This is a genomic window from Rhodoferax sp. GW821-FHT07G04, assembly GCF_059418585.1.
On sequence record NZ_JBWKQD010000001.1, the window covers coordinates 1,543,891 to 1,570,519 of the forward strand.

General features: G+C 63.1%; 25 protein-coding genes. 13 read left to right on the plus strand and 12 right to left on the minus strand.

The genetic code is table 11. The features are described 5' to 3' along the window. Window positions 1–76 precede the first annotated feature (76 nt). The 6 genes from AC07OO_RS07155 to AC07OO_RS07180 all read left to right on the plus strand — a co-directional run bounded on the left by AC07OO_RS07155 (window position 77) and on the right by AC07OO_RS07180 (window position 6,000). The gene (locus tag AC07OO_RS07155; protein ID WP_495081356.1) at window positions 77–1,123 is read left to right on the plus strand and encodes a TPM domain-containing protein; all 1,047 of its coding nucleotides are present in this window, start codon (window positions 77–79) and stop codon (window positions 1,121–1,123) included. A 106-nt stretch (window positions 1,124–1,229) separates the two neighbouring features. After that, window positions 1,230–2,210, plus strand: a complete 981-nt coding sequence (locus AC07OO_RS07160) for a potassium channel beta subunit family protein (protein WP_495081357.1) — start codon at window positions 1,230–1,232, stop codon at window positions 2,208–2,210. A 93-nt stretch (window positions 2,211–2,303) separates the two neighbouring features. Beyond that, window positions 2,304–3,227, plus strand: a complete 924-nt coding sequence (locus AC07OO_RS07165) for a DUF2785 domain-containing protein (RefSeq protein ID WP_495081358.1) — start codon at window positions 2,304–2,306, stop codon at window positions 3,225–3,227. Then, on the plus strand, window positions 3,224–3,685 hold the full coding sequence (locus AC07OO_RS07170) for a hypothetical protein (RefSeq protein WP_495081359.1): 462 nt from the start codon (window positions 3,224–3,226) through the stop codon (window positions 3,683–3,685). The genes AC07OO_RS07165 and AC07OO_RS07170 overlap by 4 nt, the downstream gene beginning before the upstream one ends. A gap of 2 nt (window positions 3,686–3,687) precedes the next feature. Beyond that, window positions 3,688–5,535, plus strand: a complete 1,848-nt coding sequence (locus AC07OO_RS07175; RefSeq protein WP_495081360.1) for a radical SAM protein — start codon at window positions 3,688–3,690, stop codon at window positions 5,533–5,535. A 15-nt stretch (window positions 5,536–5,550) separates the two neighbouring features. After that, window positions 5,551–6,000, plus strand: a complete 450-nt coding sequence (locus AC07OO_RS07180) for a hypothetical protein (protein WP_495081361.1) — start codon at window positions 5,551–5,553, stop codon at window positions 5,998–6,000. Window positions 6,001–6,043: 43 nt separating this feature from the next. On the opposite strand, the gene AC07OO_RS07185 is transcribed toward AC07OO_RS07180, so the two are convergent. From AC07OO_RS07185 to AC07OO_RS07210, 6 genes are all read right to left on the minus strand, one after another. Further along, on the minus strand, window positions 6,044–6,985 hold the full coding sequence (locus tag AC07OO_RS07185) for an FAD:protein FMN transferase (protein WP_495081362.1): 942 nt from the start codon (window positions 6,983–6,985) through the stop codon (window positions 6,044–6,046). A 13-nt stretch (window positions 6,986–6,998) separates the two neighbouring features. Further along, window positions 6,999–8,198 carry a DUF3570 domain-containing protein gene (locus AC07OO_RS07190; RefSeq protein WP_495081363.1) on the minus strand — a complete coding sequence of 400 codons (1,200 nt, stop codon included), beginning with the start codon at window positions 8,196–8,198 and terminating at the stop codon, window positions 6,999–7,001. 23 nt (window positions 8,199–8,221) lie between these two features. Further along, window positions 8,222–8,449, minus strand: a complete 228-nt coding sequence (locus AC07OO_RS07195) for a DUF4266 domain-containing protein (protein WP_495081364.1) — start codon at window positions 8,447–8,449, stop codon at window positions 8,222–8,224. Window positions 8,450–8,502: 53 nt separating this feature from the next. Beyond that, on the minus strand, window positions 8,503–9,006 hold the full coding sequence (locus tag AC07OO_RS07200; RefSeq protein WP_495081365.1) for a TlpA family protein disulfide reductase: 504 nt from the start codon (window positions 9,004–9,006) through the stop codon (window positions 8,503–8,505). Further along, on the minus strand, window positions 8,996–9,505 hold the full coding sequence (locus AC07OO_RS07205; protein WP_495081366.1) for a hypothetical protein: 510 nt from the start codon (window positions 9,503–9,505) through the stop codon (window positions 8,996–8,998). Before AC07OO_RS07205 ends, AC07OO_RS07200 begins: the two co-directional genes overlap by 11 nt. A 107-nt stretch (window positions 9,506–9,612) precedes the next feature. Continuing rightward, window positions 9,613–10,530: a tetratricopeptide repeat protein gene (locus AC07OO_RS07210; RefSeq protein ID WP_495081367.1), complete on the minus strand. Its 918-nt coding sequence runs from the start codon at window positions 10,528–10,530 to the stop codon at window positions 9,613–9,615. A gap of 222 nt (window positions 10,531–10,752) precedes the next feature. On the opposite strand from AC07OO_RS07210, the gene creB reads away from it, so the two are divergent. The 6 genes from creB to AC07OO_RS07240 all read left to right on the plus strand — a co-directional run bounded on the left by creB (window position 10,753) and on the right by AC07OO_RS07240 (window position 18,159). Beyond that, window positions 10,753–11,511, plus strand: coding sequence for a two-component system response regulator CreB (gene creB, locus AC07OO_RS07215; protein ID WP_495081368.1), 759 nt, complete (start codon window positions 10,753–10,755; stop codon window positions 11,509–11,511). Between the two features lie 45 nt (window positions 11,512–11,556). After that, complete coding sequence (creC, locus tag AC07OO_RS07220) at window positions 11,557–13,047, plus strand: two-component system sensor histidine kinase CreC (protein WP_495081369.1); 1,491 nt, start codon at window positions 11,557–11,559, stop codon at window positions 13,045–13,047. Between the two features lie 153 nt (window positions 13,048–13,200). Next, window positions 13,201–15,330, plus strand: a complete 2,130-nt coding sequence (locus AC07OO_RS07225) for a VIT and vWA domain-containing protein (RefSeq protein ID WP_495081370.1) — start codon at window positions 13,201–13,203, stop codon at window positions 15,328–15,330. Window positions 15,331–15,356: 26 nt separating this feature from the next. Then, entirely contained in the window at window positions 15,357–16,202 is an 846-nt protein-coding gene (gene xrtQ, locus AC07OO_RS07230) for an exosortase Q (protein WP_495081371.1), read from the plus strand. Then, window positions 16,199–16,786: a hypothetical protein gene (locus AC07OO_RS07235; RefSeq protein ID WP_495081372.1), complete on the plus strand. Its 588-nt coding sequence runs from the start codon at window positions 16,199–16,201 to the stop codon at window positions 16,784–16,786. Before xrtQ ends, AC07OO_RS07235 begins: the two co-directional genes overlap by 4 nt. Then, window positions 16,783–18,159, plus strand: coding sequence for a biosynthetic peptidoglycan transglycosylase (locus tag AC07OO_RS07240; protein ID WP_495081373.1), 1,377 nt, complete (start codon window positions 16,783–16,785; stop codon window positions 18,157–18,159). The genes AC07OO_RS07235 and AC07OO_RS07240 overlap by 4 nt, the downstream gene beginning before the upstream one ends. On the opposite strand, the gene AC07OO_RS07245 is transcribed toward AC07OO_RS07240, so the two are convergent. Continuing rightward, window positions 18,138–19,127 (minus strand): hypothetical protein, encoded by a 990-nt coding sequence (locus AC07OO_RS07245; protein ID WP_495081374.1) that lies wholly within the window; start codon window positions 19,125–19,127, stop codon window positions 18,138–18,140. The genes AC07OO_RS07240 and AC07OO_RS07245 overlap by 22 nt on opposite strands. A gap of 312 nt (window positions 19,128–19,439) precedes the next feature. Between AC07OO_RS07245 and AC07OO_RS07250 the strand changes: the two genes are divergently transcribed. Next, window positions 19,440–21,542, plus strand: a complete 2,103-nt coding sequence (locus AC07OO_RS07250) for a diguanylate cyclase (RefSeq protein ID WP_495081375.1) — start codon at window positions 19,440–19,442, stop codon at window positions 21,540–21,542. On the opposite strand, the gene AC07OO_RS07255 is transcribed toward AC07OO_RS07250, so the two are convergent. From AC07OO_RS07255 to AC07OO_RS07275, 5 genes are all read right to left on the minus strand, one after another. Continuing rightward, complete coding sequence (locus AC07OO_RS07255; protein WP_495081376.1) at window positions 21,539–22,588, minus strand: MBL fold metallo-hydrolase; 1,050 nt, start codon at window positions 22,586–22,588, stop codon at window positions 21,539–21,541. The two genes, AC07OO_RS07250 and AC07OO_RS07255, sit on opposite strands and share 4 nt — an antisense overlap. A gap of 73 nt (window positions 22,589–22,661) precedes the next feature. Beyond that, complete coding sequence (locus AC07OO_RS07260; RefSeq protein ID WP_495081377.1) at window positions 22,662–23,522, minus strand: SDR family oxidoreductase; 861 nt, start codon at window positions 23,520–23,522, stop codon at window positions 22,662–22,664. A 142-nt stretch (window positions 23,523–23,664) separates the two neighbouring features. Next, a complete protein-coding gene (locus AC07OO_RS07265) occupies window positions 23,665–24,429 on the minus strand; it encodes an enoyl-CoA hydratase (protein ID WP_495081378.1) in 765 nt (254 codons plus the stop codon). 102 nt (window positions 24,430–24,531) lie between these two features. Continuing rightward, the gene (locus AC07OO_RS07270) at window positions 24,532–25,353 is read right to left on the minus strand and encodes an acyl-CoA thioesterase (protein ID WP_495081379.1); all 822 of its coding nucleotides are present in this window, start codon (window positions 25,351–25,353) and stop codon (window positions 24,532–24,534) included. Window positions 25,354–25,417: 64 nt separating this feature from the next. Continuing rightward, entirely contained in the window at window positions 25,418–26,611 is a 1,194-nt protein-coding gene (locus tag AC07OO_RS07275) for an acetyl-CoA C-acyltransferase (RefSeq protein ID WP_495081380.1), read from the minus strand. Window positions 26,612–26,629: the final 18 nt, after the last annotated feature.

The following is a 26,629-nucleotide window of genomic DNA, read 5'->3' on the forward strand; positions in this document are numbered from 1 at the left end:
ACTATCCGAAATGGATGTGACAGCACCAAGACAATCAACGCGCGCCGTTGCGCAATGTTTTCTATACTGCAACACCGTGAAAGCCAAGCCCAAGAAAAAACCGCCCACCGCGTCGTCGACGCGTCTGCGGCGTGGGTGGTGGGTGGGGCTTGCGGTCGGTACCCTGCTGGCCGCGCTGGCTTCGCTGTTGCTGCAACGGCCACAAGCATCGGACATTCCCCCGGCGCCGGCCCATTACCTTGACGACCAGGCAGGCCTGCTGTCACCCGCATTTGCCGCAGCCAAGGACCAATACATCCAGCACCTGTCGCGGACCATGCGCATTGCACAAATCAATGTGGTCATACTGCCAACGGTGCCAGACGGTGATTTGGAGGGCTTCACCATCCGCGCCGCAACGGCCTGGAAAGTGGGGGTGGGTGGCGTGGACAACGGGCTGCTGCTGTTCATCTTTCGCGATGCGCGCATGCTGCGGCTGGAGGTGGGTTATGGACTGGAGTCGGTGATAACCGATGCCATGGCCTCTCGCCTGCTATCGGAGCAAATGGTTCCAGCATTTGCACAGGGGCGGTATGAAGTTGGAGTCGAAGACTTCTTGGACGCACTCGACAAGACCCTGGAAGCCTCGGAGGCGGCAGACCACCGCGCGTCACCCATCGCGGCCATGCTGCCCTTCGTGCTCAATGTCCTGCGCAACGCGCCACGTGTTGCGGCACAGGCCTGGCGAATGTTCGTTGCCGCAGACACCCAGGGGCGTATGGTGATGTCGCTGTTCGGCTTGGTATTGGCGGCCGTGCTGGTGCGCGCACTCGTGGGTGCGCTGGTTGGTATTCCCGCCCTGTTGATGCTCCCCGTTCGGCTGTACTCCAGCCCGTTGTGGCGTGACATCGGTACGGCGTCCGTGCGAGCACAGTTTTCTTCCAAGAATTTTCTCGCCCGACCACCACCCTTCTTGCTCACCGTATTCGAGGAGCTCCAGCTCGGCGAGATCATCCATGCGGTCTACCTTCTGGTGGGGATCGTAGTTGGCATTGCATTTCTATTCGTGGGTTCCAGCGCACTGATAGGGGGTTTGGGCCACTACGGCGGTGCGGGTGCTACGGTGCAATGGCCAACGCTCTAGGCAGCAAAACCCCTGCAGTTGGCTACTCTGCGCATCCACACCGTTTTGGCACTATGCTGAGACAATCCGTCCATCCGATTTACAAGCTATTTTCATAGGTGCATGCATGCAATACCGCCGTCTGGGCCGCAGTGGCCTCCAAGTCAGTACGCTGTCGCTGGGTTCCTGGGTCACGTACCACAACCAGGTTGATGTGGCCGCCGCCAAGGAGATGCTCGCCGCGGCCTATGACGCCGGCGTCAACTTCTTCGACAACGCCGAGGTCTACGCCATGGGCAAGAGCGAGACCGTCATGGGCGAGGCCATCAAAGCGCTGAACTGGCCACGGCTCAACTACGTGGTGTCCACCAAGTTCTTTTGGGGCTTGTCACGCGATGCCCAGCCCATCAACCGCAAGGACACGCTGAACCGCAAGTACCTGATGCAGGCCATCGATGGGTCGCTACAGCGCATGGGGCTGGATTTCATCGACCTGGTGTACTGCCACCGGCCCGACCCACACACCCCCGTCGAAGAAACGGTATGGGCCATGAGCGACATGATCACCCAGGGCAAGGCCCTGTACTGGGGTACCAGCGAATGGTCGGCCAGCGATATCCGGGCTGCCTGGGAGATCGCCGAGCGCCACCATCTGCACAAACCGGTCATGGAGCAGCCGCAGTACAACGTCTTGCACCGCAAACGTGTGGAGGTGGAGTACGCCCGCCTGTACGAAGACATCGGCCTGGGCCTGACCACCTGGAGTCCGCTGGCCAGCGGACTGCTGACAGGCAAATACCGCAGTGGCGTGCCCGAAGACAGCCGCGGCGCGATGAAGGGCATGGACTTTTTGCTCAAGGGCCTGACCGATGCCGCCCGCAACGCGGCTGTCGGCAAACTGGAAGCTGTCGCCTCCGAGTTGGGCTGCACCTTGGGCCAACTGGCGATTGCCTGGGCAGCACACAATCCCCGCGTCAGTACAGTCATCACCGGGGCATCGCGCATGGCCCAGTTGCAAGAGAACCTGGGCGCCTTGGATGTGGTGGCCAAGCTCACACCCGCGGTGCTGGAAAAGATCGACGCCGCGACCCTGTCACTGGCGGAGTAAGACGGCCGGAGCCCATCCCGGGCACGCCCGTCATGGCGGGCGATGCCCCCGCATGGCAAGTTTGCTACAGTGCGGCGGTATCTTGGAGCCACCATGCGACGCCGTCTGATGCAAAGCTTCCTGCTCTATGCCCTGGCCTGCGGGGCCTTGGCTTGCGCCAACGCGCAGGCACAATGCCCGCCCGCCCAGTGGCCCCGTACCGAGTTGGTACGCCTGAAAGCTGACAACTGGAAGCTGCCTGACGAGGCGCAACGCCAAGCGTTGGCATTGGCCTTGCTGCCTTGTCTGCGTCATCCCGATCCCGAACTGCGTGACGGCATGGCCTTTGAGGCACTGAGCACCCTGTTGCGTGGCAAGCAGTTGACACCGGCCAGCCAATTGGCCATTTACCAATCCCAACTGGCGCAACTGCAACCCACGGCCGGTGACCCCGCAGGTTTTACCAAGCCATTTGCCGCGCTGGTTTTGTCCGAGATCGCGCGGGCCGACAGGCTGGCCCCTTTCTTGAGTACCGAGCAGCGCGCCAAGCTGGTCGACACGGGCACGCTGTACTTGCGCAGCACCACTGACTACCGCGGCTTTACCACCGGCGAGGGCTGGCGCCACGCGGTGGCCCACGCCGCGGACCTGATGCTGCAATTGGCCTTGAACCCTGCCATCGATGCACCCCAACTGGAACGCCTGCTGCTGGCCGTGCAAAGCCAAGTGGCGCCCGCCGGTGAACACTTCTATGTCTACGGCGAGGCAGACCGCCTGACCCGCCCCGTCATCTATGCCGCCCGCAGAGGCCTGCTCGGCGCCGATTTTTGGAATCGCTACGTGGCCACGCTGGCATCGCCCACGCCCTTGCTCTCCTCGTGGGACGATGCGTTCACCACCCAAGCTGGCCTGGCCCGCTTGCACAATACCAAAGCCTTCCTGCGGGCGCTTGACGCTGCCGTGCGTGCCAGCGGCGATGCCGGCGTGCAGGCCGTTTTCGATACCGCCCTGCCACTTGCTCTGAAAGGACTGCCATGACACCCACTGCCTTCGCAACCTTCAAGTACCAGCACGCTGACAAGGCCCACCGCAGCAAGACCCGTATGGGGATCGCGTTGGGGTGTCTGCTGGTCGCTGTATTGTTGCTGGTAGCGGCCGGCTCCCCGTTCGGGATCATGTTGCTGGTCATCGCCGCGATCGCGTGGTTTTCTGCGCCACGGCAACTGCTACTGGGGCCGCGCTATTTGCTGTGCGGCAACACCATCGTCTACTTCGGCAACGTCAAACGCATGACGCTGGCGCCCGGACAGGGCAAGCTGCGGCTGGAATGCACCAATGGAAAATCTTTTGTGCTGGAACGTGACAAGTTTCCAACCGGCGCACGCAAGACCGACAAGATCGCCAAGAACAGGGCCAAGAAGTTTGACAAGGTGTCTTCCAAGATCATCGACAAGGTGAAGTCCGCTTCGACCAATGTTGTGCTGACGGGAGCTTGAGCATGAACGCCGCCCTGCCCACAACTGCTGTGCCCCCCCCTCCGGCCAAGGCTTTCAGCCGCTCCGTTCACCTGCTGTATGTGCCTACCCTGTGTTGCAACCTCAGTTGCAGCTACTGCTACCTGGGCAAGCAAACCACGGAAGCGGCACTCAAGCTGGATACACAGCGCGCGGTGCACACGCTGCGCCATGCGTTGACCGCGATGGAAGAGGCTGGCGTGCTGGCCTTCAACGTATCCCTGCATGGGGGCGAAGTCACGACGCTACCCCAACCCGTGTTGGCCGAGTTGTTTGAACTGATACGCGGCCACTACCTTGCAAACTTTGATGCCTTGAATGCCATGGGGCACAAGAAGTCATCACCGCACATCAAGACCAATCTGTTCAAGTTCGCATCGTTGTACGAGCTGCTGGACCAGCACAAGGTCTCGATCAGCGCCAGCATTGACCTACCCCTGGCCCTGCATGCCAAGCACCGCACCACGCGCGGCGGCACCGACTGGCTGCCCCGCACGCTGGACAACATCCGCTTGCTGGCCCAGTACCCCCATGCCAAGAAGATATCGGCCACGCTGTCCAGCGAGCACCTGCAAGACATACCGGCGCTGGTGAAGGACATCTGGTATATCCACCGCGAGCTGGGGTTTGACATGAACCAGTTCAACCTGATGTTTGCCTTCGGGTCCGAACTGAACCGGGCTGCCAAGGGCGAAGCTACCTTGACACCCACCACGCCGGCGCAACAGCAAGCGTTGTACGAGGCGCTGAAAGCCGAATTCACCGGCACCGAGTTGGAAGAGGGCTTGCTGCGCAACTGGTTTGACGAGTTCAAACCCTCGTACTGCACCAATGCATCCAACTGCGGCGAGCGCTTCTATTTGCTGCAAAGCGACGGTGCCGTTTACTCCTGCGTGCGCGGCCAGGGCATTGCGGAGTTCCGCTATGGCAATGTGTTCGAGGAGCCGATACTCGACATTCTGGACAACGGTGCACGCAAGATACGCCAGGTGCACCAATCGCTGGGTTTTGACAAGTCGTGCCAAGGCTGCGGCCATTTGTCGACCTGCCACACGGGCTGCCCGGTGGTCAAATACCAAAGCCGCAAGGCGCGCTCTTACACCTGCGGTCTGCAGAAGTCGATCTATGCGGACAACCCGCTGTCCTACCCGGCCGACAGCCCCGACGCGCAGCGGGACTATGCCCAACAGTATGCGCACAGCATGCACCCCAGTCTGGCCTTTGCCAATGTGCCCAAGTTGCCCTTACCCGACCGCCTGATGCTGCCCAACGATCTGGCAGATGCCAAGAACACGCTGCAGGCTCTGATAGCCAATGACGCCGTGCTGCAAGCCCTGTACAGCCCCACGGCCTTTGTATTGGAACTGGGTGAAGAGAGCTTAGCGCTAGACTCCCAACTCTTCAAACAGCAGCGCACCCAGCACACCCTGGTGGCGGGCGACCGCGTGGTGCTGCACCTGCGCCGCGACATCCTGCAGGCGCATTGCGACGAACCCGTACGCAACACGCTGTACCTGCAAATGCTGCGCGACACACCGGTGGTGTATGGCGATGAGCAGCGCACCAAGCAAGAGCATGTGTTCACCTACCAGATCTACAACAACTGCCTGCAGCCCAGCCAGCGCTATGGTGCGGACTACCTGGAATGCGATGTGTCCGGGCTGCTCGCACTGCACAGCGCCCACTACCTGCGTGGCGTGTTGAACAACCTGTTTGTGACCACCGGCTATTTGCGCGACTACCACTACCAAAAGCAGAAGAACAACGCCTTTTACCATGTGCAAACGGCCAATCTGCCGTTCCAGAATTTCGAGTTCCACTACCTGCCCTGACCTGGAGCCCACACCATGCCGTCCAACGACCTGCAACGCACCGCCTACACCGTCGAATGCTTTCTGAACGCCTTGCGTTTGGAAGATGGCTCGCACCGCACCGAACTGGAAGAGACCCTGGTGCGCTGGCTGATGGACGGGTCCCGACTGAAAGACGACCACCTGATCTACCAGGAGGGCGTCGTGTCCTGCTACAGCCGCGGCCAAGTGACCGCGCAACATGAAGTACCACTGGCTCGCCAAACCAAGACTCTGTGGTGCAATGCCGCCAAGTTGTCGGCCATTGACGGGCCGGCCTTTAGCCAGAACGCACAATTGGTGATGTTGGGGACGGGTGGATTGCTGCTGGCCATGCCGGGCTTGGCCGGTGCCAGTGCCAGTGCGGCAACATCTGCCAAAGACAAGCAACGAAGCAGTAATAACAATAACAACAATAATAACAACAACAATAACAACAACGGTTAGCCAGTCACCGGGCACGCCCCGTCTGCACGAGGCTCATGCGGCGTCAGGCCACAGCCGTATGCGAATCCTGCTGGGTGAAGACCCGCCCATCCTGCTGCACCGCCAGGTAGTGCACGCCCTGGGCCTGCAACCACGGCAGCGCGTCACCACCCTTGAGCATGGCGATCGTTGTCAATGCACCGGCCGATGTGGTGTTGGCGGCCAATACGCTGACCGACTGCCAATGGGCCACCGGCCAACCGGTGCGCGGGTTCAGCACGTGGCAGTAGCGCTGGCCATCCACCACGCAGTAGCGCTCGTAATCACCGCTGGTAGCCAGCCCACCCCGCGCCAGGGCTAACACGGCCAAGGGTGCGCTGTCCGCTTGTGTATTGGCGCGCGGATGCTGGATATGCACTTGCCAGGGCGCGTCCTGGCATTCCGGCAGCCCCCGCCCGCCCAGAGCATGCAGATCCCCACCCAGGTTGACCAGCGCATGGGCCATGCCATGGCTTTGCAGCACCGCGGCGGCGCGGTCCACCGCATACTCCTTGCCAAAGCCGCCAAAATCCAACTCCATGCCGGGCAGGGCCAGGCGCACGTGCTCAGCATCGCGCTCCACATGCTGCCAGCCGATCTGGGCCAATACCACTTGCAAGGCGTTGGGGTCGGGTAGGCGGCCGGCCTTGAAGTCCCAGACGCGACGCAACACACCGGAGGTGATGTCGAACAGCCCGCCGCTCTGCTCCCACAGCGCATGGGCAAAATCCAGCAGGCCGACGGTCTCCGCATCCACCGCTACGGCCGCGCGGCCTGCGGAGCGGTTGATGCGGCTGACAACACTGTCTTTGGTATAGCGCGAATATTTGCGCTCAATGCGCCGCACTTCATCAATGGCGGCTGCAGCGGCCTGGCGCATGACGGGCTCATCCTGGCCATCAATCTGCACACTGCAGGGCGAGGCCATGGCCGAAAACTCAAAACACAGGTTGCGCCAGCGGCCCATCGCTGTTGGTTTCTTAGAACCGGCGCGTCCAACCCAACTGCACAAAGTTGGCCCGGAACGGATCCAATCCGGGACTGCCCTCGCCACCCCAGTGCCAGCCCGCGGTTTGCTTGTAAGTCTCCAGCTTCAAGTCCAGCGTGGTGTCGGGCGACCAAGCGTACGCCAGCTTCAACGACAGTGTCAGCGCCCCAAAGGCGGCCAGGCGTTGGTCCGTGGACTGGTTGTCACCCTGGCGGCGGATGGCGCGCAGCAGCACGGCCAGGTTGTCGTACTGGCCTTGGGCATTGAGAATCGGGTCCAGATAGAAGCTGGCCGCGCTTTGGCTGTAGTAGCGCAGGCCGGGCGTCCAAGTCCAGGCGCCGGTGCTCTGCACCCACTCCACGCCCACCGTGTGGGACTGCACACCAAAACTGTCGTTGTAGTAGCGGTAGCTGCTGCGCAAGGCCGCGTCAAACGGTTCCAGGTAGTGATTCCAGCGGGCCAGCGCCACCCAGGCGTTGCGGTAGTCGGGCCGCGTGTCCAGGGTCTTGTAGGGGTCGTTGAAATAGCCGCTGCCCAGGCTGCGCGTCAGATTGAATTGCAGAATGTCGTTGGTGCCTACTACCTCGGTCCAGCCCAGCATGGCTTCGCTGGTCGTCTTGTGCTGGCCCACTGCGGCACCACCGGTGGAGGTGGCATCTATGGTGTCGTTGGCGCGGCCCAGGCCGAATGACCACGTCCGGTTGTTGTCATCGCTGGACCAGCGGGCCTCCACGCCCAGGGCGTTAGAGACATAGTCGTTTTCGACCGAACGCGCCACGTTTACGGCCAGGGCAGAGCGCGCCCAGTAACGCGTGAGCTTGACATCCCCCGCTCGGCGCTGCTCGTGCATCTGGCTGGCGCCGGACACGGCCGTGCCCTGGGTATGCCAGCGCGGGCTGGCGCCCGATACCGTGTCCATCGCAGCAGTGGCCTCCAGCGCCCAGTCCCCGGCGATGGGTGTCTGCAGATAGACCTGGGGCGAGACCGCGGTGACGCGCTCCCAACCCGGCTGGCTGTCGGTGTAGCTGCCGTATTTGATGGCCAGCGTGGTCTTGTCGGGGGCCGTCTCGGCCTGGACCGTGGCAGGCGCCACACAAGCCAGTGCGGCCAGGCCAGGCAGGACCAGGGAGGCCAAGAGCACCGTGGAGGTGGCAGTCGGTTGTTGCGTTTGGGTGGAGGGTTCTGTGGGCATGAATAGTGCGTCTCTATACATCATCAATTGCAACCGCAGCCACCGCCGCCCACGCCGTTGCCACCACTGGAGTTTTCCTTGCTGGTGTAGATGTGCTGCACAAAGCGCTGGTCCAGCGGATCGGCGTCAAAGGCCATGCCCGGCTTACTCAGATTGCCCTTCTCCCACGCCTGTACGGGTGCCATGTTGCTGCAGGCGCCCAAGCCCAGTACGGCACTCAGGGCCAGCAGGCTTGTCAAAATTCTGTGCATTTTCGTCACTCTTGTCTTTCTGTTTCAGAATGGGTTGGACCGCTCGGCCAGGCTTATGGCGGTAGCGCTTGCTGGATATCCTGCTCACGCTGCACGCGTTCGGCTTCGGTAAAGCCACGGTGCACCTGCAAGACCTTGCCATCGGGGCCAATCAACACCGAAGTCGGCATGCTCTGCACGGCGTAGCTCTTGGGCGTTTGGCCCGCGGCATCGAATGCGATATCAAAGCTTGCGGTATGGGTCCGCAAAAAGGCGCTGGCATCATCGGCCTTTTTGTCTACATTGATGGCCAGCACACGCAGGCCCCGGGCGGCGTAGCGGGCCTGCAGAGCATTCATCCAGGGGAATGACTGCTTGCAAGGGCCGCACCAGGATGCCCAGAAATCCAGGTATACGGTTTGCCCCTTGTAGTCACCGAGCTTGACTGTGGCGTTGCGGCCCGCGAGCTCAAACGCCGGTGCGGTATCACCCGCCACGACGGCCGCTGCGGGCAGACCCATCAACGCACCGCTGGTGAACAACGCAACGGTATGCCGCCAGCCGCGCTCAACGGCCATTGGGCAGCTGGTCCAGATAACTGCGTACCGTTCCCAGGTCCGTAATAGGCGCATTGGGCGTGCGGCTGTAGTAGATCCAGGCGTGGCCGTCCTTGGTCCCTACGTAGACGCCGGTGTCGGGGTAGAAGCGGTAGGTATAGCCCAGTTGCTGGCCCGTCTTCTGGCGGCGGGGGGACAGCAATTGGGGGAAGGTGTCTTCGCCCCAGTCCAGCAGGCGATCGGTATCGGTGCTATTGGGCAGGGCCAGGTAGGCGGCGAGATCCGAGATGGTCTGCGTGCCCAGGTCCACATAGACATTCATCTGCGGTGTGCGCTGGAAAGCTGCTGTCAGCTCGATGGGGTTGAAGCGGTAGGGCGTAAAGCGCGACGCCGTCACAGGATCGGTGTGGCAGCTTTGGCACACCGGGAAAACCAGCTTGCCCGCATCCACACTGCCGCTGGCCCAGGCCGGCAGCACCACGGCGACCGATACCGATAAACATGCAAAAAAACGTTTCATGGTCATCATCGTTTGTAAGTGAATGGCGCCGCGACGCGGCCCCCTATCCTACAAACGATGATGCCTAACAATCGGATGCAATAAATCAAATTTTTTAATCTAACCCATCAGTTATCCCAATCGCCGCCGCCATCTGAGCCGCCGCTGTCCCAGGAGCCACCGTCACTGATACCAAAGTCAGCACCACCCATATCGGGATTGCTATTACTCAAGGGTTGGTAGTCGTTGTCGTGCGTGCCATTGTTGTTCCACTGTCCGGCATCCGCATTGTTGTGGTGGCCCATCAGGTTGCGGCCGATGGCTTCGGCGGCCATGACACCGGCGCCCACGGCCAAGCCGGTTGCCACACCACCCAGGATGCGCCCACCCAACCCCGAACCGTTCGTTTGGGGGTTGCCGCCGGCTGGCGGATAGCCCGCGGGTGCAGCACCGCCACCCATGCCAAAGGTCTGCGGACCGTTCAAGCCACTACCCTGTGGGCCATAGGCGGCTTGGGGCACAGGTGCCGGATCACGGCGCCGGAAGATGAAGTAGGCGGCCAACAGGGCACCTCCCACCAGCAGCAGTGGCATACCCCAGGAGGTGGAAGATGCCCGAGGGCTGGACGGCGCTGGGCTGGTGTAGCCTGTATCGGGCAGGGTCGTCTGGCTAGGCGTTAACCCGCTTTGGACCCGCGGCGCGCTGCGGGCCGAAAGCTGCGCGCGCAGCGCCTGCACGGATTCCGGTTTAGCAAAGCCCAGACCGGGCTTTAGCTTGTCGGCCTTGGCCAGCGACTCGCGGGCATGATCCAGGTCGCCCTGGCGGGCATACAACTCGGCACGCACGTAGTGCGCCTTGGCGCTGTTGGGGTGGCTGATCAGCACCTGCTGGATCATGGTCTGCGCCTGGTCCAGCTTGCCGGCCTGCGCCGTGGCATAGACCTCATTCAACGTGGGTTCGGCCTGGGCCATGGCCAAGCCGGTACCCATGAGGGCGCCGACCAGAAGCCACTGGGCTACGCGTCGGGACAGGGAAGAAAACTGCATGGATTCATCTCCTTCGTCAAACAGGGTTGTTTGTGCTCCCCAGATGGCGGCGGGTGGGCTCAAATTCAAGGGTGTGGCGCGGTGCCACCGGCGGCTTCTATGCAGAATACTACGCTTTTAATAGCAATACAGGTATATTCCACGCGGGCTATAGGCTATTTTCACCAATGCCGTTTGCCGCAAAACGCCTGCTGGCAGGTCGCCCGTTACCATAGCGTCCATATGACGCCCAAACCCCGCATTCTTTTGGTGGAAGACGAATCCGGCATCGCCGACACGTTGCAGTACGTGTTGTCCACCGACGGCTTTACGCCGGTCTGGTGCAGCACAGCCACCGAGGCCCTGGCCCAGTTTGCTGCCGAACCACCCGCCTTGGCGGTGCTGGATGTGGGCCTGCCTGACCTCAATGGCTTTGAGCTGTTTCGCCGCCTGCAGGCCCTGCCCGGTGGCAACCAGGTGCCCATGCTGTTCTTGACGGCACGCAGTGACGAGATCGATCGGGTCGTAGGCTTGGAGCTGGGGGCGGACGATTACATTGCCAAGCCCTTCTCGCCGCGTGAACTGGTGGCCCGCGTGCGCACCATTTTGCGCCGCAGTGCCCGCCCGGCGGGGGCACCGACACAACCAGCGGCGCCCCCCGTGCCGGCGGTACCTGCAGCACCAAACCCCGGCGCGGCAACGTGGCTGCTGGATGAAGAGCGCCACCAGATCCGCTTCTATGGCCGTTTGCTGGAGCTCTCCCGCTACGAGTATGGCGTGCTGCGCCTGCTGGTGCAAAAGCCCGGCCGCGTGTTCACCCGCGACGAATTGCTACAAAAGGTCTGGGGCGATGCCAACGACAGCTTCGACCGCACGGTGGATGCCCACATCAAGACCCTGCGCGCCAAGCTCAAGACCGTAGCCCCTGGGCTGGAGCCGATACGCACGCTGCGCGGCACCGGCTATGCGCTGAATGAGGATCTGCCGGGAGTTCCACAGTGACGGGTGGGGGCAGCGACCCGTGCAGCGGCGAAGCGCGGGGGCCTATTGAGTAAAAGAACCCGTATCTTCCTGGGCATTCTGCTGATCTACGCGATCGGCATGGCCACCGTGCTGTACCACGTGGTCTCCGACCTGGACCCGCGCTACCGTGAGTCGGCCGAAGAGTCGCTGGTGGAAACCTCGCAATTGCTCGCCGCGCTGGTGGAGCAGGATGTGCGCGACGGAGCCTTGGATACCGGCCGCCTGGACACGCTGTTCAAGGCCGTCTACGCCCGCCAGTTCGAAGCCCAGATTTTCGACGTGCGCAAGACCCATGTGGAACTGCGGGCCTATGTCACCGACCGCCTGGGTACGGTTGTGTATGACTCCACCGGCCAGTCGATGGGTAAGGACTTCTCGCAATGGCGCGACGTGCGCATGACGCTGCGTGGCGAGTACGGCGCCCGCACCTCGCTGGACATTCCCGGCGACGGCAACTCGGCCGTGATGTACATGGCCGCGCCGGTGCGCTGGGTGGCCCATGGTACGCAAGGTGGCAGCGGCGAAATCATCGGCGTGGTCACGGTGGGCAAACCGGTACAGACCTTCGGCCAGTTTGTGGCCGCCGCGCGCAGCCGCACGCTGTATGCCGGCATGCTGTCGGTGGTGGCCGTGCTGGTGCTGGCGGTCACGGTGTCGGTGTGGCTGGTGCGCCCCTTTGGCCTGATCGCCGACTACGCACGCTATGTCAACGCACAACAAGGCTTTCATCCCTGGCGCCTGGTGCGCCGCGCCTGGCAATTGCTGCGTGCCGCCTATGACGAAATGCGCGACGCGCTGGCGGGGCGCAACTATGTAGCCGACTATGTGCAAACGCTGACCCACGAGGTCAAGAGCCCGCTGTCCGCCATACGCGGCGCGGCCGAGCTGCTGCAGGAGCCGATGGAAGAGGCACAGCGCCAACGCTTCCTGGGCAATATCCAGCGCGAGACGCTGCGCATCCAGGAGATGGTGGACCGCATGATGGAGCTCACCGCACTGGAAAGCCGCCGCGTGCTGGACACCGTGCAAGCCGTGGACTTGCTGCCCCTGCTCGAGGAGTTGGCCTACGCCTCGCAAGGCGTGGCCGCGCAGCGGCGCATCACCATCTCGGTGGCAGCCAGCGCCGACGCGCGGGTCGAAGCGGACGCCTTCCTGTTGCGCCGCGCCGTCAGCAACCTGCTGGACAACGCTCTGGACTTTTCGCCCGAGGGCGGTACGGTAGAGCTGGGTCTGCAGGCTGAGGGTCGCTGGGCCTGCATCTCGGTGCGGGATCAGGGCCCGGGCATTCCCGGCTACGCGCAGGACAAGGTGTTTGAGAAGTTCTACTCACTGGCCCGACCCCATTCGCGCAAGAAGAGCACCGGGCTGGGTTTGAGTTTTGTGCAAGAAATCGCCGCACTGCACCGCGGGCGTATTGAGCTTACCAACCGCCGCGACGCGGGCGACGGGTTAGACACCGTGGGTGCCATGGCCCGTCTGTGGCTGCCGCGCAGCATGGCGGCCAAGACGCACTAGGGGTGGGGTGACCGGGCAGACTCCTCTACGCCGGGTTCACCCGCACTTCACACAGTTTTCACAATCGCCGCCACCGGCTTCAAACTGCTTTCTCCCCCGCGCGGGATGCTCTCTCCACCGTGCAATGTCGCACAGCGTCTGGAGAACAGCACCATGGCCTTCGCAGCCCCGGCATCCGCCACACCAGCCCCGGCTTTTCAATCCACCCTCTCACCCATCGCAGCCCACAGCCCCCGGCACATCTCGCGCTGGCTGTGGCTGCTGACCACCACCTTATCGGCCACCTGCTTTGTGGCCCTGGTGGTGGCCAGCCCGGTCCACGCACAGGACCGTGATGCTGCCCCCCGCACCAAGACCGAAAGCCCCTACTTCTTTGTCAAAAGCGATACGCCCGGTGTAGACGCGCTCCCCCTCAAATCGACCCAAGTGGATGTGCGCGTCAGCGGCGTCATTGCCGACGTGACCGTGGTGCAAACCTACAAGAACGAAGGCCAACGCGCCATCGAAGCCAAGTATGTGTTTCCCGGTTCTACCCGCGCCGCGGTGTATGGCATGAATGTGCGCCTGGCGGACCGCCTGATCACGGCCAAGATCAAGGAAAAGCAGCAAGCCAAGATCGAGTACGACGCCGCCAAGCAGGCCGGCAAGACAGCCGCATTGCTGGAGCAGCACCTGCCCAATGTGTTCCAGATGAATGTGGCCAACATCCTGCCCGGCGACGACGTGAAGGTGGAGCTGCGCTACACCGAGTTGTTGCTGCCGACGGACGGGAACTACCAGTTCGTCTTTCCCACCGTGGTGGGCCCGCGCTACAACAGCCCGCAGAGTGAACAGGCCAACGCCACCTGGGTCGCCCAGCCCTACCTGCCCAAGGGCCAACACACGCCCAGCAGTAGCACGGCGCCGGCCTTTGACATCCACGTGACGCTGAACACGCCCATCGGCATCAAGGAGGTGCGCTCCAGCTCGCACGACATCAGCAGCTACCGCGAACAAAGCGGCGCCACGGTCGTGGGGCTCAAGACGGATGCCGGCCCTACGAACAACCGCGACTTCATCCTGGACTACCGCCTGGCCGGCGATACGATCGAAAGCGGTGTAATGCTCTACAAGGGGCAAGACGAAAACTTCTTCCTAGCCATGGTGGAGCCGCCCAAGGCACCACCAGCCACCGCCATCACACCGCGCGACTACATCTTTGTCGTCGACATTTCAGGCTCCATGCACGGCTTTCCGCTGGAGACCGCCAAGACCCTGTTGCGCGAACTGATCGGCAACCTGCGCCCCAGCGACACCTTCAATGTGCTGCTGTTCTCAGGCAGCAACCGCTTCCTGAATGATCACTCCGTGCCCGCCACCCGCGCCAACATCGACCAAGCCGTGCGCACCATTGAACAAATGGGCGGCAATGGCAGCACCGAGTTGATACCCGCGCTCAAGCGCGCCTTTGCCGAGCCCAAGGCTGCCGATGTTTCGCGCACCGTGGTGGTGGTGACCGATGGTTACGTGACCGTGGAGCGCGAGGCCTTTGAACTGGTGCGCAACAACCTGAGCAAGGCCAATGTGTTTTCCTTTGGCATTGGCTCCAGCGTCAACCGCCACTTGATGGAGGGCCTGGCCCGCGCCGGCATGGGCGAACCTTTCATCATCACCAAACCCGCCGAGGCGGCTGAGCAAGCCGCACGCTTCCGCAAGATGATCGACGCCCCCGTGCTGACGAATGTGAAACTGCGCTTTGAAGGCTTGGACGTGTATGACGTGGAGCCCCGCAACCTGCCCGATGTGCTGGCACAACGCCCGGTCATCGTGTTTGGTAAATGGCGTGGCGAAGCAAAAGGCCAGGTCGTGCTGGAAGGCAACGCCGCCAGCGGCCCCGTGCGCCATAGCATGGAACTGAGCGCCAGCAAGGGCACCGACACCGCCGCACTGCGCCAGTTGTGGGCTCGCCACCGCATTGCCGCACTCAGCGACCAGGAGTCACTGGAGGGTGGTAGCGCCTATGCCAAGGCCATTACCGACCTGGGCCTGCAATACAACCTGCTGACGCAGTACACCAGCTTCCTGGCCGTAGACCAAGTGGTGCGCAATACCAGCCCCGCAGATGCTGCCTCCGTCAACCAACCGTCACCACTGCCCCAAGGTGTAGAGAACACCGCCCTGGGTGCCGAAGTGCCCAGCACCCCCGAACCCGCGACCTGGGGCGCGATGGCCGTCACGTTGTCGGTACTGGCCATGCTGACCACGCGCCGCCGCCGTGCACGGGCTCACCACTTCACCAGTTGAGCATGAACCAACCCCGCGCCAACAAAATGTCCGCTTTACTGCAGAACCCGCAATTCGTGCGCTTCGGCATCACCATCGACTCCGCAGCCGCCTGGCGCTGGCTGGCCTTGCTGGCCGTAGCCCTGTGGCCCACCTGGTGGTGGATGGGCCAGCGCATGGTGGACGGATCCGACGACCCGCTGGGCGTGTTGGCATTGACCGCCTTGGGCGTACTGCTATGGCGGCACCGCACGCGGCTACGGGCCGCCCCGCGCCTAGGTCTGCAGATGGTGGCCCTGGCTGGTGCGGTGCTGACCACGGCCTTGCATGCGCAGTTGCCGGATATGCTGGTAGCGCTGGTGGGACTGTTGTCCCTGGCAGCCGGCCTTATCGCCTTCCTGCCAGCCCGTGTAGCGACCGCACCGGTGTTGGGTCTTTCCGTGCTGTCGTTACCGTTGCTGGCCTCGCTGCAATTTTATGCGGGCTTTCCGCTGCGGGTGGTTACGGCCGAAATCAGCCGCTGGCTGCTGTCGGCGGCGCACGCCGTGGAGCGCACGGGCAGCAGCCTCGTTGTCGATGGCCAATTGATCATTGTCGATGCCCCCTGCTCAGGCGTGCAAATGGCCTGGCTGGGCTACTTCACCGCCTGCGCAGTGGCCTTGGTCGTGGGTCGCAACAACCGCAGCTTTTTGATGCGCCTGCCCGTGGTCAGTGTGCTGGTGCTGCTGGGCAATGTGGTGCGCAACACGGTGCTGGTGGCTTGCCAGGCCACTGGGCAGGCGCTGCCCACGTGGGGGCACGAGGCTGTGGGTCTGTTCGTGCTGGCCATCGTCTGCACTGGCATTGCCGGCGCCATGGCCTGGCGGCCCCGCGCCGTGCTGAGTCACGAATGAGCCATCACACCATGAAGCTGCTGGAAAACCGATTCCTGAACCGCGTGCTGCACAAGGCCCTGTGGGCCACCGTGCTGCCGCTGTGTGCACTGGCGGGTGTGGCGCAGGCCGTCCACGACCACCAGCACGTTGCGGACATCGATGCATCGCGCACGCTGGCGCGGGCCGCAGGCGAACTGCCCATGCAATGGCAAGGCGCCACGCTGCGCCCACTGGCACTCAGCGACGTGGAGCGGCGCTTTGCTTGGCACTTCCCCGGCACCGTGGCCCGCTTGACCGACGAGCAGCACACGGTGGTGCTGCGCACAGTAACCCAGCCCACGCGCATGCTGCACCCCGCCACCGATTGCTACCGCAGCCTGGGCTACCGCATCCACAGTGAGCAACTGGAAGTGCAAGCCCCGAGCCAGGACCGCTGGCGTTGCTTTGTGGCCCAGCGCAATGGCCACAGCCTGCGCGTCTGCGAGCGCATTGAAGACGCCCAAGGCCAGGGCTTTACCGATGCCTCGTCCTGGTACTGGGCATCCATCGCCGGTCAATCCCACGGCCCTTGGAAGGCCATCACCGTTGCCACACCGCTATGAACACCACTTTGTTGTCCTTGCACAGCTTGATCCGTTCCAAGATACGCGCGCTGTACCGCCTGGCCTACTGGGTCGGCGTTGCAACTGCCAGCGTCTTCTGTGCGCTGCTGGTACTGTTCTTCGTGGCCCGTGCAGCAATACGCCCCTCGCCCGGCACCTGGGCCACGACGGTCTATGCAGGACCGGCGCCCGTCGAGATCGGTGTGGCCTCGTTGATCTGGCTGGGCACAACGCCATGGGTTGCTCAGCAGTTGGACGGCCACACACTGCCCTCACCCGCCGGGCCGCTGCACATGGGCTGGGACGCAAACACGCAGACACTGCGCCTGCGCTGCCAGCCCTGCAGCCTGCACAACGCAAGCTGGGGCACGGCCGCATTGCACCTGCCCGCCGTGGATGTACGCGTGCACCGCAGTGGCATGCAATTGCATGGCACCGTGGCCGCCGGTGCCGTCACGGCCACCTGGCACGGGCAATTGACCCATACCAACCTCTTGCTGGACATGGACTTGCCGCCCACACCGGTGCGCGATGGCTATGCCCTGTTTGCCGATGCCATGCCCGAGTTGGCCCAGACCCAGATCGACGGCACATTTGCACTGCGCGCCACCTTGAACCTGCCATCCCGCGCGCTGACGGTGGAGCCGCGCTTGGTGGGCATGGCCGTTCACGGCCTGGGCACCGAGCAATGGGCCAATGCACAGAGCTCCTGTGGCAGAGGGCTTGCGCCGCGCGCCCAAAACGTGGCCTTGGGTGCCAACAGCCTGCTGGCCCGCGCCGTGGTCGCGGCTGAAGACCAGCGCTTTTTTGAGCACACGGGCTATGACCTGGTGGAAGTGGTACATGCATTGAACAGCAACAACCGCCGTGCCACGGAAACCCCCGGCGATCCAGTCACGGGCCTGCGCGGCGCCAGCACCTTGTCGCAACAGGTGGCCAAGCTGTTGGTGACGGGCGGCGAACGCTCGCCTGTACGCAAGCTGCGTGAACTGCTGTATGCAGTGGAGATGGAACAGACGCTGGGCAAGGCCCGCATCCTGCGCCTGTACCTGGACAACGCGCCCTGGGGCGCATCCGGCCTGTGTGGCGCGCAGGCAGCAGCCCACACCTACTTCGCCAAACGCGCCGACCAGCTCACGCGGGACGAGGCCGCATGGTTGGCAGCCATGCTGCACAACCCGGCATTGGAAGCGCGCCGTTGGGCCGACACAGGCCACATCAACGAAGCACGTGCGCAGTGGGTGGCAAACGAGATGCGGATGACCGGTGAGAAGCACCGCGCATGGGTAGTGGGCTGTATCAGGCGTGCCGGTAGTGGGCAACCCTGCGCAGAGGACGTTCCCCGCCTTGGTCAGGTCCAGGTGATCCGATAGTCCAGCGAATGCCCGATGCGCTCCGAGAAACGGGCAACCGACTTGGCCGCCATGCGCTCGGCGACACCCACCGGTATCCAGTTGATGAGCCGAGCGCCCAAGCCCTGGGGCTCGCCCTGCGGCATATGCGCTCCCGACGCGGACGTGTAGCCTACGGCCGCTTCGCGCTTGCCCGCCGTGCCCAGCAACGCGTACAGATCGCGGAACAAAATAAACGATGTATCGTTCTGGTGTACCGACCAGTTGGCCACAGGGAGAAAGTCCACCAGGTGGATGAGCTGGTAGTTCAGCGCGACCCAGAGATCCTCTCCACTGAGCGTGATCCGCGCGTTGTCAATCACCCGGTGGAAGGAGATGGAGGCCATGGCATCGGGGCGGTGGATGTTGTCCCGCAGCTCCCGGCGCAGGGGGCCTGCGTAGAGCAGCCGCAGCACAGAGGGAAAGGCCTCGACCTGCGTCCACTCCCAGGGCGTCATCAGCGGGCGCAGCGCGGGGATCTTGTCCACGGTCATCGCAAAGGTGTTGGTGCCAGTGCCGAGGATGGAGTGCAAGAACATCACCAGCGGTGAGTGCTGGGGGTAGTGCTGCACGCTGTACTCGAAGCAGAAGTACAGGTGGTCCAGAAACGAACCGTCGGCATGCTCCACATCGAAATCGCACTCGTTCACCAGGAATTGCATCAGCTCCGGGCTGACCGCTGGCAACGGGTGCGCCGCGCGGGCGGCCGCATACTCGGCTTGCACAGCCCGGGCCGCAGCAGTCTCCCAGTGGGCCTCCTTGCCCACGCGGCTTTCCATCACATAACGGGCGGCGCGACCCTCCAGGGTCTTGAAGATGGTGCGGTCCAGGTCAAAGTTGGGAATCGGCTTGATCTGAACCTTGCCCGTGTGCTCCAGCGCTGCGCCGCGGGCAATAGCAGCCTTGCGTTGGCTGGTGGGGTCAGGACGTTCGGCTGCGGACTGCTTCATGGGAAAAGCTCCTTGCGAGGGGTGGTGCGGCTACTGTATCTGCCCACAAGGGGCTGGAATATTGTCTTGCATTTTCCAAGTAACCATGGGCCAGTGCCGAGCACCCAAGCCACTACACTAGGCCAACCGCACAACCCCATGGGCATCGCTACGCGCTTTTTGAGTGATCTATCCATGCAATCTATTGAGACCAGACTGCAGCAAGCGATTGAGAGAGCCACATTCCGCCACCCGAAGAAGCTGAGCGCGGTTCTATCCAAACTACGGCTCGCCCAGCAAGCGCAAGGGATCGCAACCCCATTCTCGACCGCCGTGTTGTACGCAAACTTCCGCTGCCTGGAGGTTCTGGGTCAATCGGCGATCTTGCTGGACGAACTGGTCGACGCTGCAGCATTGGCCCGCTCCAACGGCTGGGGTCTGGAGCTTTCCATGCTGTTGTGCGCCATGGGCCGAATTCGCTATACGCAGGGCGACTACCGGGAAGCCGCCACGCTATGGGGCCAGGCCATTGATGTCAGCAGGCTGTGCGGCGCACGCGCAACCGAGGTTGAGGCCCGCATAGGACTGGGCCAGGTCTACGACGCGCTGGGTGACGGCCGCACCGCGGCGCGGCTGCATGCCGATGCCGCTGTGCTCGCAGAGCAAACCCAGGACGCCTACCTGATCAGCAAGGTAGCTCTCAACCAGGGCTTCAACCACCGCATCATCCAGGACCCAACGGGAGCCGGCACATACTTTCAGCGCGCCCTGCAGGCCGCGACCGAAGGCAAGGTGCGGCACTACATTGCGGAAAGCCATTGGCAACTGGCTGCACTCCATCTGGATTTGGGAGACCTGGCGAACGCCCAATTGCACAACACCATGGCCATGAACCGCGCGCAATCCGCGGGTTATGGCTGGCTCATCAGCGGCACCACCCGCACCCAGGCCGACATACTGCGTAAACAAGGGCTCTTGCAAGACGCGGCCTCCAGCTACGAAAGGGCGTTGCGGCTTGCTATTCAATCGGGCGCCAGGCGGCAGCAGGCGGATTGCCATGCGGCTCTGTCGGAATTGATGGAGCAATTTGGTGATTACCCCTCGGCCCTGCAACACAGCCGGGAATCGCACAAGTTGCAAAGCGCCATTGTTCAGCAGTTGAATGTGGCCGAACACCTGGAGGCCCTGCGCCAGTACGACCTGAGTGAGCAGACTCCTTTGGAAACGCTGCTGGCCTTGAGCCATGAGCCCAGTATCCAGGGGGCGGACAAACAGGCCGGACTGCAGTTGCTGTGCAACGTGGGGGTGCGTGTGCTGCAGGCCTATAGCGTTGCGGTGTGGGAGCGCAAGGACTCTGGCATGCAGCTTGTCGCGCGGGAAGCCGACGCGTTGGAGCCTGCCATGCAGATGACCGACGACCAGATACGGCATCGCAGCACGCTGCTTGCAGAGCTGGAGCAATTGACAGAACCCCGGGTCCTGGACGATGTGCGGCTGCACCCGCGGTATGAGGCCCTGCTGGCCCATGGCTATCCCGACTTCATCCAATCATCCATCGAAGTGCCTCTGCGACGGCAGGGCGAATTCAAAGGCGTCCTGGTCGTTGCCAACCGCCAGGAGCACAGGCCCTGGTCCCGCGAAGGCGTGCTGTTTGCGTCCTATCTAGGTGCGCTGGCGTCCCAACTGCTCGCGGTCCATGAAATCCAAAGCATGGCCAACCAGCTGAGCCTGGCGAACACCGAATTGGAGAGGCGCGTGATCGAACGCACGGCAGAGCTCGACCAAGCCAACGCCGCGCTCGTCCAGGCCAACCAGGCCTTGAATGACGCCAGCCAGACCGATGCACTGACTGGCCTGCACAACCGGCGCTACCTATCGCTGCACATGGACAGCGACGTGGATTTGGCCACACGGGATTGGCCCGCCAGCGAGCGGGGCCTCGTGTTTTATCTGGTGGACATAGACCATTTCAAACGCGTCAATGACGACTTTGGCCACGATGGGGGTGACCGGATACTCGTTCAGGTGGCCGAGCGCTTGCGCCGCTCCACCCGAAAGTCCAGCCATGTCGTTCGCTGGGGCGGTGAAGAATTTCTGGTTATCACGCGCAATGCCGAGGCCAAGCACGCCCATCTCCAGGCAGAGCGCATATGCCAGGCATTCCGCGAACAGCCGTTTGCGGTAACCGCCCAGGAGACGCTTGCAGTCACCTGCTCGATCGGCTTTGCCACCTTCCCCATGCCGCGTGCCAACGGGTTTCTGCCGTGGAATGAGGTGTTGGACCTGGCCGATCAGGCGCTCTACCACGTCAAGCGCCAAGGGCGCAACGGCTGGATGGGGGTGACGCCCCGCGCCGGCTCAGCCCTTCCCGAGGCCAGCCTGCCGCTGGACGCGCTCATTGCCAGCAAGGCCGTCACACCGGTGAACCCCAGCTAGGGCCTACGCCCTGCCACGCTTCGCGTCTCACCGATCTTCAATACCGAAAAAGTCCCTTCACTGATGCCCTTCGCCGCCCGCGCTTGCGCGAGGTCGATCGGCGGCTGGTCCAGTGGCTCATCAGTCAACGCAAACGTGCCCCAGTGCATGGCAACACTGCGCTTGGCGCCCAAGTCCAGGTGGATCTGCACCGCCTCTTCGGGGTTGGCATGCTGCTCACGCATGAACCAGCGTGGCGCGTAGGCGCCTATGGGCAGCAGCGCCAGGTCAAAACCGCCGCCCAAGACTTCGGTCTGGCGCGGTGCGAAGTGGGTACGGGTGTCGACGAAGTCCTTGCTGTAGCCGGTGTCGCCACCAAAGTACCAATGCAGATCGGTGCCCAGTACCGCCCAGCCGCCCCACAGCGTTTCGCTGCGGTCACCCAGGCCGCGGGCGGACCAGTGCTGCACGGGGGTCAGGTGGAATGCAACACCGTTCACGTCGTGGTGTTGCCACCAGTCCAGCTCCACCACGTTGGTGATGTCCAGCTTCTCCATCCAGGGTTTGAGACCCAGCGGTACCAGGAACAGCGTCTTGCCGCCGCCGCGCGCGTTCAGTTGCGCAATGCTGCTGCGGTCCAGGTGGTCGTAGTGGTTGTGCGAGACCACCACCACGTCGATGGGCGGCAGATCGTCCAACGCCACGCCGGGCGGCTGGGCGCGTTGGGGACCCATGATCTGCAATGGCGAGGCGCGTTCGCTGAACACCGGGTCGGTCAGCACGTTGAGGCCGCCGGCCTGCACCAGCAGCGTGGCATGGCCTATCCATGTGACAGCGGGCGGACTGCCTGCACGATATCCCTGGATCAGCGGCAGATCAGGTGCGATGGTGGGCGTGGGCGCCTGCGGCGGCTTGGGATTTCCGTCACGGTAGGCCTCCCACTGCCAACGCAGCACATGCCCCAAGGGCTTCACCACCGTGTCGCTGTAGTTGTTGCGAAAGCCCTCACGCGTGTGGTGGGGCTTGGTGGCGTCGTAGTAGGGGTTGTCGGCGATCGCTTGGGTCATGCTTGTGGCTACCAGTAGGAGCGCCGCCAGCACAGGGTGGAAGGCCGCCATGGCCCAATGTACCGCCTAGCCCTCAGTCCACAAAGAAGTCAGGGACAAAGTTCTTCGTGCCGGGTGTGACCGAATATTTTTCCAGATCGGTGATGCCGTGTTCGGCCAGCAGGCTGTCGTCAATGTAGAAATTGCCGGTGTTGCTGCTGGGGCCGGTGAGTATCAGGTAGGCGGCGTCGGACAGTATTTCGGGCGTGCGGCACAGCGCAATATCCACGCCAGGGATCATCTGCATCGCAGCGGTGGCGATGGCTGTGCGCGGCCACAGGCTGTTGACGCCAATGCCGAACTTCTTGAATTCACCCGCATGACCTAGCGTGCACATGCTCATGCCGTACTTGGCCATGGTGTAGGCCGTGTGATTCTGGAACCAGTGCGTCTTCATGGACAGCGGCGGCGACATGGTCAACACATGGGGGTTGCGGCCGGCGGCGGCGGACTTTTTGAGCTCCGGCAGGCAGGTGGCCGTGCACAGGTAGGTGCCGCGCGCGTTGATGCCGTTCATCAGGTCGAAGCGCTTCATCGGCGTGACTTCGGTATTGGTCAGGCTGATGGCGCTGGCGTTGTTGACCAGGATGTCGATGCCGCCAAAGGTTTCCACCGCCTTGGCCACGGCCGCGGCGACGGCGTCGTCTTCACGGATGTCCACGGCCAGCGGCAGGGCCTGGCCGCCTGCAGCCTCCACCTCCTTGGCCGCGCTGTAGATGGTACCGGGCAGCTTGGGGTTGGGGTCGGCCGTCTTGGCAACGATGACGATGTTGGCGCCATCGGCCGCTGCGCGCTTGGCAATGGCCAGGCCAATGCCGCGCGATGCGCCGGTGATGAACAGGGTCTTGCCCTTGAGACTGCCCGCCGTTGCGGGAGATGCGGTTTTGGTATCCATGCTGGTTGTCTCCTTGTTGTGCAGCAATGCTATTTGCTACTGTTTTAATAGCTACTTAATAAGCCTGGACGAGGGCTACATGCTTTTTTTATTCAGCGCATAGCGATTTAACCCCAATTTGGGTAAGTTTGGGGTATTTACCTTACACCTTGGAGAAGTCAGGCTTGCGCTTCTCTAGAAACGCGGTGAAGGCCTCCTTGGCCGCGGGCTCCTGCAACAGGCGGGCAAAGTTGGCGCCTTCTTCCGAGATCTGCGCCAGCACCTTGTCCATCTGCCCCTTCTTCATCAGGCGCTTGGTTTCGATCAGCGATGCCAGGGGCTTGGCCGCCAGCTTGCGAGCCAGCGTCTGGACGATGTCGTTGACCTCGGTGGGTGGCACGATGCGGTTGACCAGGCCGACCTCCAAGGCCGCCTCGGCCATGAAGGGCTCGCCCAGCAGCAGGGCCTCAGCCGCGCGGTGGTAGCCCATCATCTGCGGTACCAGCAGGCTGGAGCCGGCCTCAGGGCACAGGCCCAGGTTGACGAAAGGCATGGAGAAGGCGGCGTTGTCGCCCGCATACACCAGATCGCAGTGGAACAACAGCGTGGTGCCAATGCCCACGGCCGGGCCGCAGACGGCCGCGACGATGGGCTTGGGATGCGATGCAATGCCGCGCAGGAAGTGGAACACCGGCGATTCTTCGGTGGACGGTTTGCGCTGCAGAAAATCGCTGATGTCGTTGCCGGCGCTGAACACGGTCACATCACCCTGGATGACGGTGACGCGGATGGCGGGATCATTCTTTGCCTGCTCCAGCGCGTCGGCCATGGCGCCGTACATGGCCTGCGTGAACGAGTTCTTCTTGTCCAGGCGGTTGATGGTGAGGGTCTGCACGCCGTCGGCGGTGTGGATCAGTATGTCTTGCATGGTTTCAGTCTCCTGTTTGTTGATAGCGGTCTGTCCCGCAAACCTTAATCAGTTGGGGACAGAGCTTGCCGCTACGCGGCTGCGGTCTGTCCCGCAAACACATTAATTCTTATAGTAAGCAACCTGCTGCGTGGTCACCAGCAGGACACCGGCCTCGTTCCACAGCTGTGCCGTGTGGTCGAAATAGCCGTTGCGAAAGGCCTGGGCCTTGGCCTGGGCCAGCAGGTAGCCGCTACCGGTGGCCTGCAGTTGCGCGGTGTCGGCATGGAAGTACACCGTCATCGTCACCGTACCCACGGGCACAGCGGTGGCGCGGCGCACATACAGGCGCGGGAAGAAGATGTCGGCCAGGCCGATCAGTGACGCAAAGTCCAGCGGGCGCGGTGGCTGGTCGCGAACCCACTGTTGGGTCAGGCTGCTATCACCGCTGCCATCCCACTTGGCGGGCATGCCGCCGGTGATGGGGCGCATCTCGTAGTTCTGCACCCAGGCCATGGGAATGCCGCCCGCGACGAGCGGCACGTCGGCAGGGCGCGGCACAGCCGGCAGCATCTGCTCGTCCAGACTCCAGGTGTCGCGGCGCACGGCGGTGAAGGCCGTGGCAGTCAGCACGGTCTCGCCGTTTTGCTGCACAGAGATGACCCAGTGCTGTGTGGAGCGATTGGTGCGTGCGGGGCGGGCGTCGATGGTGAAGGGGCCGTCGGCCAGCGCCGCCGCAAAGTTGATCGTCAGCGCCACCGGCTCGCCCAGGCGCTGGGGGTGTAGCAGCACCGCGTTCATCACCTGTGCGGCGCTGATGCCGCCAAAAGGGCCGACCATGTTGGCGTAGGCCGGGCTGGTGTGGCCGGCAAAGGTGCCATCGGCCTGCGGCTCCAGCGCTACCGCTGCGTCAAAAGCATGTTGGTGTTGTGTTGCCGTCGTCAAAGTCTTGTCTCCATGCAAGCAAGAAAGAAAAAGGCCACCCGCAGGTGGCCTTGTGCAGCGACGATCAGACGCGCTCGAAGATGCCTGCAGCGCCTTGGCCGGTGCCCACGCACATGGTCACCATGCCGTACTTCAGGTTGTGGCGGCGCAGCGCGTGCACCACCGTAGCGGCGCGGATGGCACCAGTGGCTCCCAGCGGGTGGCCCAGGGCAATGGCACCACCCATGGGGTTGACCTTCTTCGGGTCCAGGCCCAGCGTGTTGACCACGGCCAGCGACTGGGCCGCAAAGGCTTCGTTCAGTTCGAACCAGTCGATGTCGCTGTGCTGCAGGCCGGCATAGCGCAGTGCGGCGGGAATGGCTTCGATGGGGCCAATGCCCATGATCTCGGGCGGCACGCCGCGTGCAGCAAACGATACGAAACGCGCCAGCGGTGTCAGGCCAAACTGCTTGACGGCCTTTTCGCTGGCCAGGATCAGCGCACCGGCACCGTCGCTGGTTTGCGAGCTGTTGCCGGCGGTGACGCTGCCGCGGGCGGCGAACACGGGCTTCAACTTGGCCAGGCCTTCGAGTGAGGTGTCGGGGCGGGGGCCTTCGTCCAGGTTCACGGTGCGGGTCTTGGTACGCACTTCACCCGTCGCCAGGTCGGGCGTGCGCTCGATGACGTCGATGGGTGTGATTTCGTTGGTAAATTCACCAGCCTGCTGGGCCTTGATGGCGCGCAGGTGGGATTCCAGCGCAAAGGCGTCCTGCGCTTCGCGGCTGACCTGCCACTTCTGCGCCACCTTCTCGGCGGTCAGACCCATGCCGTAGGCGATGCCGATATTTTCATCGCGCTCGAACACAGCGGGGTTGAACGATGTCTTGTTGCCACCCATGGGCACCATGCTCATGGACTCGGCACCGCCGGCGATCAGCACATCGGCCTCACCCACGCGGATGCGGTCAGCCGCCATCTGGATGGCGGAGATGCCGGAGGCGCAGAAGCGGTTCACGGTGATGCCGCCGACGGGGTGGTCAAATGCCAGGCCGACCGCGATGCGGGCCATGTTCATGCCCTGCTCACCTTCGGGGAACGAGCAGCCGATGATGGCGTCTTCAATCGCCTTGGGATCCAGCGTGGGCACCTGCAGCATGGCGCTCTTGATGGCGGCCACCAGCAGTTCGTCGGGGCGGGTGTTGCGGAAGTAGCCGCGGCCGGAACGGCCGATGGGTGTGCGCGTGGCCGCAACGATGTAGGCGTCTTGAACTTGTTTCATGGAGTAACTCCTTTTCGG

Bases quoted from the DNA above. Each gene is read 5' to 3' on its own strand.
- AC07OO_RS07160 (WP_495081357.1), top strand. From the start codon at position 1,230: ATGCAATACCGCCGTCTGGGCCGCAGTGGCCTCCAAGTCAGTACGCTG.
- AC07OO_RS07165 (WP_495081358.1), top strand. From the start codon at position 2,304: ATGCGACGCCGTCTGATGCAAAGCTTCCTGCTCTATGCCCTGGCCTGC.
- AC07OO_RS07170 (WP_495081359.1), top strand. From the start codon at position 3,224: ATGACACCCACTGCCTTCGCAACCTTCAAGTACCAGCACGCTGACAAG.
- AC07OO_RS07175 (WP_495081360.1), top strand. From the start codon at position 3,688: ATGAACGCCGCCCTGCCCACAACTGCTGTGCCCCCCCCTCCGGCCAAG.
- AC07OO_RS07180 (WP_495081361.1), top strand. From the start codon at position 5,551: ATGCCGTCCAACGACCTGCAACGCACCGCCTACACCGTCGAATGCTTT.
- AC07OO_RS07185 (WP_495081362.1), bottom strand. From the start codon at position 6,985: ATGGGCCGCTGGCGCAACCTGTGTTTTGAGTTTTCGGCCATGGCCTCG.
- AC07OO_RS07190 (WP_495081363.1), bottom strand. From the start codon at position 8,198: ATGCCCACAGAACCCTCCACCCAAACGCAACAACCGACTGCCACCTCC.
- AC07OO_RS07195 (WP_495081364.1), bottom strand. From the start codon at position 8,449: ATGCACAGAATTTTGACAAGCCTGCTGGCCCTGAGTGCCGTACTGGGC.
- AC07OO_RS07200 (WP_495081365.1), bottom strand. From the start codon at position 9,006: ATGGCCGTTGAGCGCGGCTGGCGGCATACCGTTGCGTTGTTCACCAGC.
- AC07OO_RS07205 (WP_495081366.1), bottom strand. From the start codon at position 9,505: ATGAAACGTTTTTTTGCATGTTTATCGGTATCGGTCGCCGTGGTGCTG.
- AC07OO_RS07210 (WP_495081367.1), bottom strand. From the start codon at position 10,530: ATGCAGTTTTCTTCCCTGTCCCGACGCGTAGCCCAGTGGCTTCTGGTC.
- creB (WP_495081368.1), top strand. From the start codon at position 10,753: ATGACGCCCAAACCCCGCATTCTTTTGGTGGAAGACGAATCCGGCATC.
- AC07OO_RS07225 (WP_495081370.1), top strand. From the start codon at position 13,201: ATGGCCTTCGCAGCCCCGGCATCCGCCACACCAGCCCCGGCTTTTCAA.
- xrtQ (WP_495081371.1), top strand. From the start codon at position 15,357: ATGTCCGCTTTACTGCAGAACCCGCAATTCGTGCGCTTCGGCATCACC.
- AC07OO_RS07235 (WP_495081372.1), top strand. From the start codon at position 16,199: ATGAGCCATCACACCATGAAGCTGCTGGAAAACCGATTCCTGAACCGC.
- AC07OO_RS07240 (WP_495081373.1), top strand. From the start codon at position 16,783: ATGAACACCACTTTGTTGTCCTTGCACAGCTTGATCCGTTCCAAGATA.
- AC07OO_RS07245 (WP_495081374.1), bottom strand. From the start codon at position 19,127: ATGAAGCAGTCCGCAGCCGAACGTCCTGACCCCACCAGCCAACGCAAG.
- AC07OO_RS07255 (WP_495081376.1), bottom strand. From the start codon at position 22,588: ATGACCCAAGCGATCGCCGACAACCCCTACTACGACGCCACCAAGCCC.
- AC07OO_RS07260 (WP_495081377.1), bottom strand. From the start codon at position 23,522: ATGGATACCAAAACCGCATCTCCCGCAACGGCGGGCAGTCTCAAGGGC.
- AC07OO_RS07265 (WP_495081378.1), bottom strand. From the start codon at position 24,429: ATGCAAGACATACTGATCCACACCGCCGACGGCGTGCAGACCCTCACC.
- AC07OO_RS07275 (WP_495081380.1), bottom strand. From the start codon at position 26,611: ATGAAACAAGTTCAAGACGCCTACATCGTTGCGGCCACGCGCACACCC.